A 15003-nucleotide genomic window follows, 5' to 3' on the forward strand; every position below is an offset into this window, starting at 1 on the left:
TGTTGCGATTAAAGAAAGCGAGCTGTTTCAGGCCACGGCCATACGCAAGACGGCCCCGCTGACACCATGGCGTCAGCGGGGCCGAAACCTGTCAAATCCGGGCGTTTACCAGCGGTCGAGTGGCCGCTGCTCCGCCGCTAGATCACTTGTCGCCGTCAGGGCGCAAAGATATCGAACAGGTTGGGCGCCTCGTCCTCTTCCTCGACGATCGACAACGAGGCCTCGATGGCCTTGAGGTGGCGGCCCATGAAGGCGGCGGCGCGCTCGCCCTTGCCGTCTTCCAGGTACTGGATCAGATCCTGATGGTCGTGTGACTCGCAGCCCAGGTGCCCGGCGTTGCCATAGACCGCCAGAATCAGCGAACTGCGCGAACACAGGCGCTCGACGAAATCCGCCAGGGTGCGGTTGCCGGAGACCCGGGCCAGATAGGTGTGGAAGTCGGCGGACAGGCGAATCGCAACGCTCTGCTCGCCGCTGCGCAGCGCTTCCCGCTCGCGCTGGGCCATGTCCTTGAGGGTGACGATGTCGTCCTGGGTGATGCGCCTGGCGATATCCGACATCAGCCCGCACTCGACCATCTGGCGGGCGTCGAACACGTCCTTGGCTTCGTCAGCGGTAGGACGCGTCACGCTGGCGCCACGGCGTGGCGTCAGGGTGACGAGCTGCTCCAGCGCCAGGCGCTGCAGGATCTTGCGAATGCCGGTACGACTGACCCCGAACACCTCGGACAGGGCATCCTCGCGCAAACGTGCGCCCGGCTTGAGCCGGTGCTCGATGATGGCGTCGCTGATCGAGCGATGAATGGCCTCGTGACGCTCGGCGCCGTCACCGTTCTTGCCCTGTCTGGGGGCCGGTGAGGCGGGGGGCGAAGGCTTCACGCGCTGATTCATCGACACTGTCCTCGGATGCAATATATCCCCATTGTATACGAGATATACCGACAGGAAAGAACCGCAGTTCCCCGCATCCCGCCGGGGCAACTGCGGCTCATCCTGGTCCTCTATTCGCCCCAGTTGGCGACCAGAGCACGCTCCTCGTCGGTCATCTGGGTCAGGTTGCCAAGCGGCATATAGCCGCTGGCGACCACCTGCTGGATCGCGGCCTTCTGCTGCTCGACCTGGGCCTCGGTTTCAAGCGCCACACCGGCGGGCGGAGCGGTGAATCCGGCGTGGGCGGGCTGGGCGGCGTGGCAGCTGACACAGCGCTCCTGCATGACGGCATGCACCTGGGCCAACGGCGAAGCGTCGGATGCAACCGGTGCACTGCTGCCGCTGTTGGCGTTGTCGGCGGCCGGACTGGTCGTCAGGCTCGGAGCCCCCACCGCGAAGGCCACCAGAATCAGCGCCACCCCGGCTGCCGGGTAGCTCGGCTTGTGCTGACCGCTGTGCATCAGCACGAAGTACTGGCGAATCAGGGCGCCGGCAAAGATCAAGAGCGCCATGATCACCCAGGCCCAGTCGCTGGTATAGGCGAAGGAATAGTGGTTGCTGATCATCAGCAGCACCACCGGCAGGGTGAAGTAGGTGTTGTGCACGGAGCGCTGCTTGCCGCGCTTGCCATCCAGGGGGTTGGGCGTCTCGCCCGCCTTCATCGCCTTCACCATGCGGCGCTGACCCGGAATGATCCAGAAGAAGACGTTGGCGGACATGGCGGTGGCCATGACGGCACCGGTCAGCAGGAAGGCGGCACGTCCGGCGAAGATATGCACGCTGAGGTAGGCCACCACCACCATCATGACGGCGACACCCAGGCTCAAGAGGCCATCGCGCTCCATGTTGGGACTGACACGCTTGCACATCTCGTTGTAGACGACCCAGCCACCGAGCAGGAACAGCAGAGCCACCACATTGGCCTGCCAGCCGGACAGATTGGCGGCCCACTCCCAGGGACTCTGGGGGTTGACTAGATAGAAACTGGGGTTGGCCATGTACAGAATCACGAACAGCGCAAAACCGGACAGCCAGGTGGTATAGGCCTTCCAGAAGGACCAGTGCAGATCGTCCGGCAGCTTGGCCGGCGCCGTGGCGTATTTCTGATTGTGGTAGAAGCCGCCCCCGTGGACCGCCCACATTTCGCCGAACACACCCTTGCCGCGGTCTTCTTCGTCCTTGGGGGTCTTCAACGAGTTGTCCAGCATGACAAAGTAGATCGACTCGCCTATCCAGGCGATGGCCGCGATGACATGCAGCCAGCGCAGCAGAAAATTGCTCACGTCCAACAGGTACGATGACATGGCCCTATCTCGACTTCAGTTGTTGTTGGAAGGCAGTCAATATCGATGGCTGCCTGGTTGATCGTGCTCAATGACGCTCAGCTGCCGCGGTAGGTGGAGTAGCTATAAGGCGACAGCAAGAGCGGCACATGGTAGTGCTCACTGGCATCCGCCACGCCGAATCTCAGGGGAATCCGATCGAGGAAACGCGGCTCCGAGGCCTCGACACCCAGGGCGCGCAGATAGTCACCGGCGTGAAACAGCAGTTCGTACTCTCCTTCGACGAAGTCGTCGCCTTCGAGGATCGGGCTATCGCAGCGCCCGTCATCGTTGGTCATCGTCTCCCCGAGGCGCTGACGTTCGTCGCCAAGGATGCGGAAGAGCTCAATACGAATCCCCTGGCCTGGGCGGCCAAGCGCGGTATCCAGTACATGGGTGGTCAGGCGTCCCATAAGTGTCCTCCCCTCTCGCGGGTCATCAGCGGGTCGATCAGCGGGTCAATGTATCCAGTCCTGGACTGGCTAAAGTGAATCACTGATATGGAGCATCATCGTCTCTCGTCACACCTGGCCAGAGGCTTTCGCCGGTCGTGGCTTGCAGCAACACGAAGATGACTTCAGCGATGCCGGCATGGCGGAACCAGTGCATGGTGGTGTGGAACCATGACAACATACATCATTGACCAAATTAAGAGTACATTTCAAACTATTTTTTGTATACAGTTTGAGCATGCATAGCTGCCTGGTGTTTGCCGACAGCAACAAAGGCTCGACCGACCTCTTGCCGTCTGCGCCTACGCCCGCTGCCAACAAGGTGTGACCGACACCAACGAGTCATCAGAGCTATGCTCGTCCCCATCTACCTTGCCGTCATGACAGGAGCCACTCCCCATGCCTAGCCTCACCCAACGCCCCAGCCAGATGGACAAGACCCAATTCGTGACCACCTACGGAGACGTCTTCGAGCACTCACCCTGGGTGGCGGAGCGTGCCTTCGATCGTGGCCTGAACGAGCAGCATGACGACCCGGTACGTCTTGCCGAGCACATGGGCCAGGTCCTCAGCGACGCCTCCCCGGAGGAACAGCTGCAGGTCATCCGGGCGCACCCTGATCTTGCCGGCAAGGCTGCCGCCGCAGGCGAGTTGACCAACGACTCCACCCGCGAGCAGGCCGGGGCCGGGCTGGACCAGTGCACCCCGGAGGAGCTGGAGCGCTTCACCCGCCTCAACGAAAGCTACAAGGCGCGTTTTGGTATTCCCTTCATCATGGCGGTCAAGGGCGGCAATCGGCACACCATCCTCGCCGCCTTCGAACAGCGCCTGAACAACTCAGCCGAGCAGGAAAGGCAGGAAGCCGTGGTGCAGATCAATCGGATCGCTCGGTTCCGACTGGAAGATCGCGCTAGCTGAAGTAGCAAGCACACAAAAACGGCCGGTCACCTGGTGACCGGCCGCCAAACCCTACGTCGATGACCAGAGGCCTTGGCGCTCTCGTCATCCTGAAATCGTCACGCTTTTCGCGTCCGGGCTGGTCGTGGATGAACGGCCCCATGTGGATGGCGGCCTACCAGACCCTTTCACGCGGTGCCCATCGGCCACGTTCAGCGAACCACCGAGTCATGCTCTGGACCCTGCCAGCTGCACGACAATAGAGTTGCGCTACCTCACTTCTGGGGCTCGTCGCTCTCGCTTGAGTTGCACTACCTCATCTCACGACCATGCTGAAACTGCACCCAAGGCGGGACCATTACGCTCGTGCCCACCTTTCCGCGACTTGCGCAGCGCCTGTCGCTCGGGGCCTGGCACCCTTTTTTACTGCTTTATTTATTTCTGACTAATCTCTTTTTAGCTAATTTCGTTTTAGCTAATTTCCTGCTAGCTAAACGCTTGCTGGTGACGTTCCTGCTGGCTCCATTCTTCTTTTTTGATATCGCTGCTTGAGCCTGCCGGTGTCATCATCGACTGTCGACGTCGATTTCTCCGGACCATATCGCCGGGCCATATCGCCGAGCCACATCACCGAGCCATGTATCCGGGCCGTGTCTGCGGGCAATATTCCTCGCCGATGACGCTAGCCGATGTCTCCAGCCGACGCCCCTGGCGTCCAGAACGTACCAGCTTCGCCGCTACTCCTTGGCCGAATCCAGCGCTTCCTTGGCCACTCCTTGACACTTTTCCTGGTACTCCTTGCTCAACTTGAGCAACGTCTCGCTCTCCTCGCGCAGGCTCTCTCCGATCACCGACAGGGTTTCCTGCTGGGACTGGCTGGCGTTCTTCAGACTTTCGGCATCGCGCACTTCGCACCAGGACCGGGCCTGTGCGATACCTGCCTTCATGGCGGAGTCCATAGTCTTGAAACGCACATCCAGCATCTTCTGGGAATATTCCAGCGTCAGCAGGCTCCCCTCACGCCACGGACTCAACAATTTGTCCATGGAGGGGATCATGTTTTCCATTGTCGGCATTGCCTTGTTCTCGCTCATGTTGGTACTCCCTATAGGTATGCCAGCACGCTCGGCCCACGGGCAGCCTGATCGCCGTAACAACGACGAGACGAGGCAGCCTGGCAGTATCTTGTGCTGCACCGGTTACATATCGTCTTCAAACGAGCACAGAATCGTCTCGCATGTGAAGACTAGAACGCACCTTGCTGCACCGCAACATCATATAAGGCATATACGAGCCACTAATTACACTAACGCGGGTATAGTCACCCAGCATTCTCAGCATCTACCCAGCGGCGCACCATTCGCACCATAGCAGTAGATGATTGACGCTCTGATGACAGCAGCGGCGCCAGCTCCAGAATCACAATAAACACGCTTTTGTAAGAAATAACGACAAATACAATCGCCAATAACGACGGTTGCCGATAGAGACAATCGACAGCAGCGACAATCGGCAGTAGCGACAATCGACAGCTTCGTCATCAAGCACAGAACCGCTGTTTCGCCATTTCCGACGGACCACCGGGGCAACTTGCACGCAGATTCACCAGCTCGGTACAGCTACCGCAGCGTTGTCCGATGCCCTTCCAAAAGATATCTGGAAGATTAGCCAAGACGAGGGCCCTTGCCGGCGATCCTCTAAAGCCATGATCGACATGCGGTAATAACCGTGGGGTCATGATCGCAGCAGACTAAAGGCGAAGGCTTACCGAAGGAAACTGAGGAGGGAGGCGCATCGAGGAGTCGAGAGCAGAGAGCAGAGAGCAGAGAGCAGAGAGCAGAGAGCAAAGAGCAAAGAGCAAAGAGCAAAGAGCGAGACGACGATATCAGGGTGCCGCCTCGCTCGGCAGCAAGGATCAGGCGCGATAGGCGCCTTCGATATCACAGATGCGCACCGCGTTGCGGCCGACACCGCCATTGGCATCAAGCATCCGCTCGATCCAGGCGTAGACCGGATCGGCATTGGACACCAGATCCGCGGTGGACACCGAACGCGCCCACATGAAGTTGGCAAACACCAGGTAGTCCGCCGCACCGGGCGCATCGCCATCGATGAAGTCGCTTCCCGACAGCTGGCCACGCAGTGGCTCCAGGGCGCTATCGAGCTGGCTGAGCCCCTTGGCCGGAGAATGGAACTGCTCCAGGGTCATGCCCAGGCGTTTTTCACGAGTGGTGCGGAAGTAGTCGCGGTCCTTGGGATGGATGGCGTTCATCAGGTCCATCACGATGGTGCGCAGGATCGGCAACTGCAGGGCACGCTCGCTGTAGTGCTTGAAAAAGCGGGCGCGGGATTCGGCCAAGGGACCGCCAAGCAGCGTCGGGGCCTCAGGGTAGGCACGATCCAGGTAACGCAGGATCTCGAAACTGTCGGTGATCACTTCGTCGCCATCGATCAGCACCGGGACCTTGTCATGGTCCGTGAATTCGAGCTTTTCCTTTTCGGTAAAGCACCAGGGCCGCGCCTCCACCTCGAGCCCCTTGTGGGCGATGGCCAGCTTGGCTCGCCAGCAGAAGGGAGAAAAACGCAGTGATTCGTCGATGCCACACAGGTCGTACATCACCAGGGCCATGCCAGATACCTCTAGAAGGGGAATGTCTGCCGATAGTGCCATCAACCGCCCACCTCGCCAACGCCATGATTTCCTGAGGGATGGAGACAAACCTGTCCATTAGTCTAAGAAACTAGCCTCGTTCGCACCCGCCTCCAGCGTCTTTGTCGCCTCTAACCTACTGTTAAACAATAAATTTGAAGAATGATCGGACGAGGAGTCGTCAGCACCGCATTGGTCTGACCAATATCCCAGTCTAGAACGATTTCGCTAGTCGGCTTATCGTGCCGCCTTGTCCGAGCCTTACCCCGGCGTGAGACCGCCAACTTCGACACAACGGATATTACAAACAAGGACACGACAAGAGACCCCAACACCATGACCGACACCACTCTAGCCTTGATAGCCTTTGTGCCGCTCATACTGGCCGGCATCCTGCTGATCGGCATGCGCATGGCCGCCAAGGTCGCCATGCCCATCGTCTTTCTGGTCACCGCGCTGATTGCCCTGGTGGCCTGGGACATGACCTTCACACGGGTCCTGGCCTCGACCCTGCAAGGATTGATCCTGACCGTGGCGATCCTGTGGATCATCTTCGGCGCCATCCTGCTGCTCAACACCCTGAAGCACTCCGGCGGTATCGCCGCCATTCGCAATGGCTTCTCCGGCATTAGCCCGGACCGCCGCGTCCAGGCGATCATCGTGGCCTGGCTGTTCGGCTGCTTCATCGAGGGCGCCTCGGGCTTCGGCACGCCGGCGGCGGTGGCCGCCCCGCTGATGGTCGCGCTGGGATTCCCGGCACTGGCCGCCGTGGTGGTGGGCATGATGATCCAGTCCACCCCGGTGTCCTTCGGCGCCGTCGGTACTCCCATCGTGGTCGGTGTCGCCGGAGGCCTGGACAGGGTCGGCATCACCGAGACGCTGGAAGCCGGCGGCTCCACCTGGATGGAGTACTTCCGCCTGATTGCCGGAGAAGTCGCGGTGGTGCATGCCGTGGTCGGCGTGCTGATGCCGCTGATCATGGTCAGCGTCATGGTGCGCTTCTTCGGTGCCAACCGCTCCTGGAAGGAAGGCCTGGCGATTGCTCCCTTCGCGATCTTCGCAGGCGTCGCCTTCGTGGTGCCCTACGCCCTGGCCGGGGTCTTCTTGGGCCCCGAATTCCCGTCGATGATCGGCGCCATGGTAGGCCTTGCCATCGTGGTCCCGGCCGCCCGTCGCGGTTTCCTGATTCCCGAAAAGAGCTGGGACTTCCCGGAAAGTGACAGCTGGCCTGCCCACTGGATCGGCAAGCTCAGCATCAAAGCCGACGAGGTCGTGGGCCGCGCACCGATGAGCACCTTCATGGGCTGGCTGCCCTACGTGCTGCTGGCGGTACTGCTGGTGGCGTCACGTACCATCGAGCCGTTCAAGCAGGCACTGACCTCGGTAAGCCTGGGCTTCAGCGACATCCTGGGTGAGGCCGGTATCTCCGGCAGCCTGCAGCCACTCTACCTGCCCGGCGGAATCCTGCTGATGGTGGTGCTGATCACCGCTCTGATGCATCGCATGAACGGCAATCAGCTCAAGGCGGCCTTCAGTGAATCCAGCCGTACCCTGCTGGGCGCCGGCTTCGTGCTGGTGTTCACCATCCCCATGGTGCGCATTCTGATCAACTCCGGCGTCAACGGCGCGGATCTGGCCTCCATGCCGGTGGCCATGGCCACCGCGGTGGCCAACGGTGTCGGCGACATCTATCCGCTGTTCGCTCCTGCCGTCGGCGCGCTGGGTGCCTTCATCGCCGGCTCCAACACCGTGTCCAACCTGATGCTGGCAGACTTCCAGTTCAACGTGGCCCAGCAACTCGGTGTGTCCACCGCGCTGATGGTGGCGCTTCAGGCCGTCGGCGCCGCCGCCGGCAACATGATCGCCATCCACAACGTGGTAGCCGCCTCGGCCACCGTGGGCCTGCTGGGACGCGAGGGCATCACCATTCGCAAGACCATCCTGCCGACCATCTACTATGTGCTCGCGGCGGGGCTGATCGGGCTGGTGGCGATGCAGGTCGTCGGTATCTCCGACCCGCTGATGGGGCTATTGCAGTAGGCACTACGCCAAGCCAGGCGCCACCTGGCTGACCGACAAGGGGGTGTCATCGACGATGACACCCCCTTCTTGTTGGCGACAGGCGCCACCTTTGCTCGAGAACTGCGCCACTCTAAGCACAGTTTGACTACCTCTGTGCTGATATGGCGACCCTTATACCCTGCGCCTAGAGTTAATTCAGTGTAGTACGCACGTGCAGCATTCTTGCTTTCAGGTTCACCGGCAAGGCGCGTCGCCTGCGTGCTGACCAGGGGATGGCTCTTCGTGAGCGCCCACGGACGCATGGCCTCGACAAGGGCCACGACTCTCGACCAGGGGAAATTCAGATGTCCTATCTGCTGCTTGCCATGATCACCGTGATCGCCGTCGTGGTGATTACCAACGGCGCGAGATCCTCGGAATCCATGCTGTTGCTGAGGCACAAGGCTCCCGGTCCACACAGGGTCAAGCGGCACAGAAGGCCGACCCGACGACATCTCTAGGCCGGGGACGCTGCTCCCTCCAGGGTGATGACGAGTTGCCCACAGACCACAGACAGCGCGGCGAAGTGTCCGTGGCCTCTTGCGAAGGGGGGCCAGGCGCTGTCCGAAACGTCGAAGAGCGCAGGCTCTGATGACCTAGCCGATGCGAGCCAGCCGGGTACGATGTAGCCGCGCCTTGGTCACGTAGCCCTCGGCATTGGTCTTGAGTGCGGCGATGGCCTTGTCGTCCAGTTGCCGGATCACCTTGCCCGGCGAGCCGACGACAAGGCTGTTGTCGGGGATCTCGGCGCCTTCCTTGACCAGCGCCCCTGCCCCGATCAGGCAGTTCTTGCCGATCACCGCGCCGTTGAGCACCACCGCCTGGATGCCGATCAACGAGCCCTCGCCCACGGTGCAGCCATGCAACATCGCCTGGTGCCCCACCGTGACGCCCGGTCCCACCGACAGCGGGTAGCCGGGGTCGGCATGCAGCACGGCGCCATCCTGGATATTACTGCCTTCACGCACTTCAAGTGATTCGGTGTCGCCCCTGAGTACCGCCTGGTACCAGATGCTGGCGTCTTCATGGATTTTCACCTGGCCGATGACCTCGGCGCTCTCGGCGACGAAGACGGTGCGATGAATATGGGGGGAATGGTTACCCAGACGATAGATGGCCATGGCCCGCTCCTGACGAGGTTATCCTTGTGGATGGGGGGCGCTGGGCGCCCACCCTGCCTATATAGTGGACGCTGTTTCCAAACTCTGCCTACTCCGTTATCGGTTCCTGTGCGAGAGAGGCAAAGTACGCTGCGATCTCCGTCGCCACTCGGCGTACATCCGACTCGCTGACCCCCAGATGGGTCACCAGGCGGGTGCGCGGCCTCACCGCGATCAAGATGCCACGCTCGGCAAGAAAGCCCTCCAGTGCGGCGCAGTGAGGAGCCGGCACGTCGAGAAAGACCATGTTGGTGGCCTGACCTGCCACCCCGATGCCTTCAATACCACCCAGCCACTCGGCGAGCTGGCGGGCATGACGGTGGTCGTCGGCCAGTCGCTCCACATGGTGATGCAAGGCATGCCGGCAGGCCGCCGCCAGCAGCCCCGACTGGCGCATGCCGCCTCCCAGCGTCTTGCGCCAGCGACGGGCCGCGGCGATAAAGCGCTCGCCGCCGACCAGCAACGAGCCCACCGGCGCGCCCAGCCCCTTGGAAAAGCACAGCGATACAGAATCGAAACCGGCACACAGCTCCGCCAGCGACTTGCCGGTGGCGACGCTGGCGTTGAACAGGCGGGCGCCATCGAGGTGACAGGCCAGGCCTCTCTCGGCGGCAAGGCCGGTCACCTCCTGCACATAGTCCTGGGGCAATACCCGGCCCTGAAAGGTATTTTCCAGTGCGATCAGTCGGGTTCGCGCATGATGGATATCGTCTCCCTTGATGGCCTCGGCGATATCCTCCAGCGCCATGCGTCCATCTGCCTGCTGGGCCAGGGGCTGGGGCTGGATGCCGCCAAGGACAGCGGCACCGCCGCCTTCATCGCGATAGATGTGCGAGCGTTGCCCGGCGATCACTTCGTCGCCACGCGCGCAGTGGACCAGCATGGCGGTCAGATTGCTCTGGGTGCCGGAGGGAAAGAAGGCCGCCGCGGCGAAGCCCGCGCGATCGGCCACCTCAGCCTCGAAGGCGGCGACGCTGGGGTCATCACCCCAGACGTCATCGCCCACCGGAGCGATGGCCATGGCATCACGCATGGCCTCGGTCGGTTGGGTCACGGTATCGCTGCGTAGGTCGATCATGGCGCTCTCCTTGTTCGCGCTGCCCTTTCCCCGAGTATGCCAGTTCGGCCTTCACCTGAGGACTGCCCTCACGCGCATTGGCCCCCTGCCCTCCCGACGACTCAGGCCAGCGCCTCGGCCAGCACCCTGGCGACATGACGCGCCTCACGTGCGGCACCGTCACGAATCTGGTGACGACAGCTGGTGCCGTCGGCCACGATCAGCGCATCCTCGGCGTCGCGCACCGCCGGCAGCAACGAGAGTTCCGCCATCTGCATGGAGGCCTCATAGTGCTCACGCTCGTAGCCGAAACTACCGGCCATGCCGCAGCACGACGACTGGATGGTCTCCACCTCGAGCTCGGGAATCCAGGACAGCACCTGCTGCACCGGCGTCAGGGCATCGAACGCCTTCTGGTGACAGTGGCCGTGGAGCAGCGCCCGCGACACCGGTAGCGCCTCGAGCGAAAGCTCCAGCCTGCCGGCATCCTTCTCGCGCACCAGAAATTCCTCGAACAACAGGCTCGCCTCGGCCAGTCGCTTGGCGGGCTCGCCCAGGCCGAAGCCCAGGAACTCGTCGCGCAGGGTCAGCAGGCAGGATGGCTCGAGCCCGACCACGGCAAGCCCTTTCTCCACGTGGGGGGTCAGCGCCGCCAGGGTCCGCTCGGCCTCCGCCCGGGCCCGATCGACCTGACCGCTGGCCAGGTAGGTACGCCCACAGCACAGCGGACGACGATCCGCAGCGCTCGCCAGGATCACCCGGTAACCCGCGGCTTGAAGCACGCGCATGGCGGCCTCGGCGTTGTCGGCTTCCATATAGTTGTTGAAGGTGTCGACGAACAGCACCACCTCCTTCATCGCCTGGTCGGCAACGGCCGGTCGCTCGCCCTGTCGGGCCCGCCCCAGGTAGTCGTCGGTGACGCGTGGCAGCGCGCGCTCCTCGGCCAGCCCCAGCGCCCGCTTCAGCGGTGAGGCCAGCCAGGGCATGCCGTCGATGGCCTTCACCAAGGGTGACAGGCGTCGCAGCACCGGTGCGCGCCTGGGCAGGTCACCGATCAGTCGCTCGCGCAGCGACACCCCTTCCTTGGCGACCCGTGCCGCCCGGGCCTCGATCTTGATCCGCGCCATATCGACGCCGGTGGGACAGTCACGCTTGCAGCCCTTGCAGGAAACGCACAGATCGAGCGCCTCCTTGACCTCGTCGCTGGCCAAGCCGTCGCGACCGAGCTGGCCGGACAACACCAGGCGCAGGGTATTGGCGCGGCCGCGGGTCAGGTGCTTCTCGTCGCGGGTGATGCGGTAGCTAGGACACATGGTGCCGGCATCGAACTTGCGGCAGTGGCCGTTGTTGTTGCACATCTCCACTGCGCTGGCGAGGCCGCCGGTGACATCGCGGCCGCTACCCGGTGGGGTCTGCTCGCCGTTCAAGGGATCTCGCTCGACGTTCCAGGGCGACCAGTCCAGCACCGGCGTCAGTTCGATGCGCTGGTACTCCCCGGGAAAGCGGAAAAGCCGCGAGTCGTCCATCTTCGGGGTGTCGACGATCTTGCCGGGGTTGAGCAGGTTGTCCGGGTCGAACAGCCCCTTGACCTCGCGGAAGGCGTCGTTGAGTGTCTCGCCAAACTGCCAGGCCACCCACTCGCCGCGACAGATGCCGTCGCCGTGCTCACCGGAGTAGGCCCCCTTGTAGGCCTTGACCAGTGCCGAGGCCTCCTCGGCGATGGCGCGCATCTTCTCGGCGCCGTCCCGGCGCATGTCGAGAATCGGGCGCACGTGCAGGGTGCCGACGCTGGCGTGGGCGTACCAGGTGCCCTCAGTGCCGTGACGATGGAACACCTCGGTGAGCTTGTCGGTGTACTCGGCCAGATGCTCGAGCGGCACCGCACAGTCCTCGATGAAGGACACCGGCTTGCCGTCGCCCTTCATGCTCATCATGATGTTGAGTCCCGCCTTGCGCACGTCCCACAGCGCCTTCTGGGCCTTGGGTTCGGGCATGTCGACGACACAGTCCGGAAGCCCCAGGTCGGCCATCAGCTCGTTCAACCGGGCCAGGCTCGCCAGCAGCTCGTCGCGATTCTCGCCGGCGAATTCCACCAGCAGCACCGCCTCGGGCTTGCCGATCAGGGCCTTCTCGATCACCGGACGGAAGGACGGATTCTCCAGCGACAGCGCGATCATGGTCTGATCGACCAGTTCCACCGCCGTCGGTGACAGGGTCACGATGTGCTGGGTCAGGTCCATGGCCTGATAGAAGGTGGGGAAGTTCACCACCCCCAGCACCTTGTGCTGCGGCAGAGGTGACAGCTTCAGGGTCAACTGGCGGGTCAGCGCCAGGGTGCCCTCGGACCCCACCAGCAGATGGGCCAGGTTGGCACGACCGTCGGCCTCGTAGGGCAGCGGGTTCTGACAGTCGAACAGATCGAGGTTGTAGCCCGCCACCCGCCTGAGCACCTTGGGATAATGCTCGCGGATGCACTCGCCTTCACGCCGGGCGATGGCCTCGACCTGCTCGGCCAGCCGCGCCGCCCGGGAACCGGCTGCCAGCTCGTCGACCAGACCGAGGTGCACCTTCTCGCCGTCGGCCAGCAGGACGTCCAGTGCCTGGACGTTATGCACCATGTTGCCGTAGTGGATCGAGCGCGAGCCGCAGGAGTTGTTGCCGGCCATGCCGCCCAGGGTGCACTGGGCGCTGGTGGATACATCCACCGGGAACCACAGGCCATGGGGCTTGAGCCAGGCGTTGAGGTGATCGAGCACGATGCCGGGCTCGACCACCACCGTACGCGCTTCCTTGTCGAAGGACACCACACCGTTCAGATGGCGGCTGGCGTCGATCACCAGCGCCTCTCCCACCGTCTGGCCGCACTGACTGGTGCCGCCACCCCGAGGCAGCACCGGAATGCCTTCCCCACGAGCGATCTCCAGGGCCGTGGCCAGATCATCCTGATGGCGCGGGATCACCACGCCCACCGGGGTGATCTGATAGATCGAGGCGTCGGTGGAATAACGGCCGCGACTGGCGGCGTCGAACAGCACCTCGCCCTGGATTTCCCTGGCCAGGCGCGCGGCAAAGTCCGGCAGCGGCTGGATCCGTGCATCCCGCCCCTTGGCGGCAGACGTCAACGAGTTCATCACCCTCTCCTTGATAACCCTGGGTAGACCGTCGGCGACAGCGCCGCCGACGGGCGGGCGGTGGTTCAATCGCGAGCAAGGCGGGCCACGTGGGGCGCCGGGTTCTCGGAGAAGTACGCCATGGCAGCCTCGACGCCACTGCCGGCAAGGCTCACCCCGGAAAGCTTCAGCCCCATCTCGCAGCCGGCCAGGGTCGCCATCAGCGTCAGGTCGTTGCAGTCGCCCAGGTGGCCGATACGGAACATGCGCCCCTTGGCCTTGCCAAGCCCGGTGCCGAGCGACAGGTCGAAGCGCTCGTAGATCAGCTTGCGCACGGCATCGGCGTCGACGCCCTCCGGCATCACCACGCCGGTCAGCACCGGCGAGTAGACCTCGGGGTCCTGGCACTGGATCTCGAGTCCCCAGGCGTTCACCGCCGCGCGCACACCCGCCGCCCAGCGCTGATGGCGGGCCAGGACGTTATCCAGCCCCTCGTCCAGCAGCATGTCGATGGCCTCGTTGAGGCCGTAGAGCAGATTGGTATTGGGGGTATAGGGCCAGTAGCCCCCCTGGTTGGCCTCGAGGATCTCGTCCCAGGCCCAGAAGCTCTTGGGCAACCGCGACTCGCGACTGGCGGCCAGGGCCTTGTCGGAGATCGCGTTAAAGCTGATCCCCGGCGGCAGCATCAGTCCCTTCTGGGAGCCGGAAATAGTGACGTCGACACCCCACTCGTCGTGGCGATAGTCGGCGCTGGCAAGCCCCGAGATAGTATCGACCAGCAACAGCGCCGGATGACCGGCGGCGTCGATCGCGCGGCGCACCGCGGCGATGTCGCTGGTAACACCGGTGGAGGTCTCGTTGTGGACCACGCACACCGCCTTGATCCGCTGCTCGGTGTCTTGCTTGAGGCGTGCCTCGATCATGTCGGCCTGGACACCGTGGCGCCAGCCCTCGGCCCCCGGCAGGCCCAGAAACTCGGGCTCGAGTCCAAGACGCAGGGCCAGACGATGCCACAGCGAGGCGAAGTGGCCGGTCTCGAACATCAACACCTGATCCCCCGGCGACAGGGTATTGGCCAGGGCGGCCTCCCAGGCCCCGGTACCGGAAGCCGGATAGATGATCACCGGCTTGTCGGTCTTGAAGATCTTGCCGACCTTGCCGAGCAATTCACGTCCGAGGGCGCCGAACTCCGGGCCACGGTGATCGATGGTCGGCAGGCTCATGGCCCGCAGGATACGATCCGGCACCGGCGAGGGGCCGGGGATCTGGAGGAAGTGACGTCCGGTGGGATGAAAGTCGAGATTCAGCATGTAAGGCCTCCTGGCCAGACGTCGCACTGGGCGACGCCTGGGTAGCTGTTCGGGC

General features: G+C 63.1%; 13 protein-coding genes. 3 read left to right on the forward strand and 10 right to left on the reverse strand.

Annotated features, from left to right (window positions below):
• Window positions 1-155: 155 nt before the first annotated feature.
• The 3 genes from EBB56_RS05520 to uraH form a co-directional block, all read right to left on the reverse strand.
• Window positions 156-890: a GntR family transcriptional regulator gene (locus EBB56_RS05520; protein ID WP_083970245.1), complete on the reverse strand. Its 735-nt coding sequence runs from the start codon at window positions 888-890 to the stop codon at window positions 156-158.
• Window positions 891-1000: 110 nt separating this feature from the next.
• Window positions 1001-2233: a urate hydroxylase PuuD gene (locus EBB56_RS05525; RefSeq protein WP_045991738.1), complete on the reverse strand. Its 1233-nt coding sequence runs from the start codon at window positions 2231-2233 to the stop codon at window positions 1001-1003.
• A gap of 77 nt (window positions 2234-2310) precedes the next feature.
• Window positions 2311-2664, reverse strand: a complete 354-nt coding sequence (gene uraH, locus EBB56_RS05530; RefSeq protein ID WP_045991737.1) for a hydroxyisourate hydrolase — start codon at window positions 2662-2664, stop codon at window positions 2311-2313.
• A gap of 438 nt (window positions 2665-3102) precedes the next feature.
• On the opposite strand from uraH, the gene uraD reads away from it, so the two are divergent.
• Window positions 3103-3621 (forward strand): 2-oxo-4-hydroxy-4-carboxy-5-ureidoimidazoline decarboxylase, encoded by a 519-nt coding sequence (gene uraD / locus EBB56_RS05535; protein WP_045991736.1) that lies wholly within the window; start codon window positions 3103-3105, stop codon window positions 3619-3621.
• 345 nt (window positions 3622-3966) lie between these two features.
• Window positions 3967-4152 carry a hypothetical protein gene (locus EBB56_RS05540; protein ID WP_124803290.1) on the forward strand — a complete coding sequence of 62 codons (186 nt, stop codon included), beginning with the start codon at window positions 3967-3969 and terminating at the stop codon, window positions 4150-4152.
• A 185-nt stretch (window positions 4153-4337) separates the two neighbouring features.
• Here the strand turns inward: EBB56_RS05540 and EBB56_RS05545 are convergent, their stop codons facing one another.
• The 3 genes from EBB56_RS05545 to EBB56_RS05555 all read right to left on the reverse strand — a co-directional run bounded on the left by EBB56_RS05545 (window position 4338) and on the right by EBB56_RS05555 (window position 6229).
• Window positions 4338-4694, reverse strand: a complete 357-nt coding sequence (locus EBB56_RS05545; RefSeq protein ID WP_045991735.1) for a hypothetical protein — start codon at window positions 4692-4694, stop codon at window positions 4338-4340.
• 227 nt (window positions 4695-4921) lie between these two features.
• On the reverse strand, window positions 4922-5125 hold the full coding sequence (locus tag EBB56_RS05550) for a hypothetical protein (RefSeq protein ID WP_124803292.1): 204 nt from the start codon (window positions 5123-5125) through the stop codon (window positions 4922-4924).
• Window positions 5126-5515: 390 nt separating this feature from the next.
• Window positions 5516-6229, reverse strand: a complete 714-nt coding sequence (locus tag EBB56_RS05555; RefSeq protein WP_108132429.1) for a glutathione S-transferase N-terminal domain-containing protein — start codon at window positions 6227-6229, stop codon at window positions 5516-5518.
• 357 nt (window positions 6230-6586) lie between these two features.
• On the opposite strand from EBB56_RS05555, the gene EBB56_RS05560 reads away from it, so the two are divergent.
• Window positions 6587-8290 (forward strand): L-lactate permease, encoded by a 1704-nt coding sequence (locus EBB56_RS05560; RefSeq protein ID WP_124803294.1) that lies wholly within the window; start codon window positions 6587-6589, stop codon window positions 8288-8290.
• Window positions 8291-8907: 617 nt separating this feature from the next.
• Here EBB56_RS05560 and EBB56_RS05565 read toward each other — a convergent pair.
• The 4 genes from EBB56_RS05565 to EBB56_RS05580 all read right to left on the reverse strand — a co-directional run bounded on the left by EBB56_RS05565 (window position 8908) and on the right by EBB56_RS05580 (window position 14948).
• Window positions 8908-9432 carry a gamma carbonic anhydrase family protein gene (locus EBB56_RS05565; protein WP_045991732.1) on the reverse strand — a complete coding sequence of 175 codons (525 nt, stop codon included), beginning with the start codon at window positions 9430-9432 and terminating at the stop codon, window positions 8908-8910.
• 88 nt (window positions 9433-9520) lie between these two features.
• Window positions 9521-10549: a low-specificity L-threonine aldolase gene (gene ltaE, locus EBB56_RS05570; RefSeq protein WP_045991731.1), complete on the reverse strand. Its 1029-nt coding sequence runs from the start codon at window positions 10547-10549 to the stop codon at window positions 9521-9523.
• Window positions 10550-10650: 101 nt separating this feature from the next.
• On the reverse strand, window positions 10651-13659 hold the full coding sequence (locus EBB56_RS05575) for an FAD-binding and (Fe-S)-binding domain-containing protein (protein ID WP_124803296.1): 3009 nt from the start codon (window positions 13657-13659) through the stop codon (window positions 10651-10653).
• Window positions 13660-13724: 65 nt separating this feature from the next.
• The gene (locus tag EBB56_RS05580) at window positions 13725-14948 is read right to left on the reverse strand and encodes an alanine--glyoxylate aminotransferase family protein (RefSeq protein ID WP_108448249.1); all 1224 of its coding nucleotides are present in this window, start codon (window positions 14946-14948) and stop codon (window positions 13725-13727) included.
• Between the last annotated feature and the right edge of the window lie 55 nt (window positions 14949-15003).

The organism is Halomonas sp. YLB-10 (assembly GCF_003856855.1).
Taxonomy (GTDB): Bacteria; Pseudomonadota; Gammaproteobacteria; order Pseudomonadales; family Halomonadaceae; genus Halomonas; species Halomonas litopenaei.

Bases quoted from the DNA above. Each gene is read 5' to 3' on its own strand.
- EBB56_RS05520 (WP_083970245.1), bottom strand. From the start codon at position 890: ATGAATCAGCGCGTGAAGCCTTCGCCCCCCGCCTCACCGGCCCCCAGA.
- EBB56_RS05525 (WP_045991738.1), bottom strand. From the start codon at position 2,233: ATGTCATCGTACCTGTTGGACGTGAGCAATTTTCTGCTGCGCTGGCTG.
- uraH (WP_045991737.1), bottom strand. From the start codon at position 2,664: ATGGGACGCCTGACCACCCATGTACTGGATACCGCGCTTGGCCGCCCA.
- uraD (WP_045991736.1), top strand. From the start codon at position 3,103: ATGCCTAGCCTCACCCAACGCCCCAGCCAGATGGACAAGACCCAATTC.
- EBB56_RS05545 (WP_045991735.1), bottom strand. From the start codon at position 4,694: ATGAGCGAGAACAAGGCAATGCCGACAATGGAAAACATGATCCCCTCC.
- EBB56_RS05555 (WP_108132429.1), bottom strand. From the start codon at position 6,229: ATGGCCCTGGTGATGTACGACCTGTGTGGCATCGACGAATCACTGCGT.
- EBB56_RS05560 (WP_124803294.1), top strand. From the start codon at position 6,587: ATGACCGACACCACTCTAGCCTTGATAGCCTTTGTGCCGCTCATACTG.
- EBB56_RS05565 (WP_045991732.1), bottom strand. From the start codon at position 9,432: ATGGCCATCTATCGTCTGGGTAACCATTCCCCCCATATTCATCGCACC.
- ltaE (WP_045991731.1), bottom strand. From the start codon at position 10,549: ATGATCGACCTACGCAGCGATACCGTGACCCAACCGACCGAGGCCATG.
- EBB56_RS05575 (WP_124803296.1), bottom strand. From the start codon at position 13,659: ATGAACTCGTTGACGTCTGCCGCCAAGGGGCGGGATGCACGGATCCAG.
- EBB56_RS05580 (WP_108448249.1), bottom strand. From the start codon at position 14,948: ATGCTGAATCTCGACTTTCATCCCACCGGACGTCACTTCCTCCAGATC.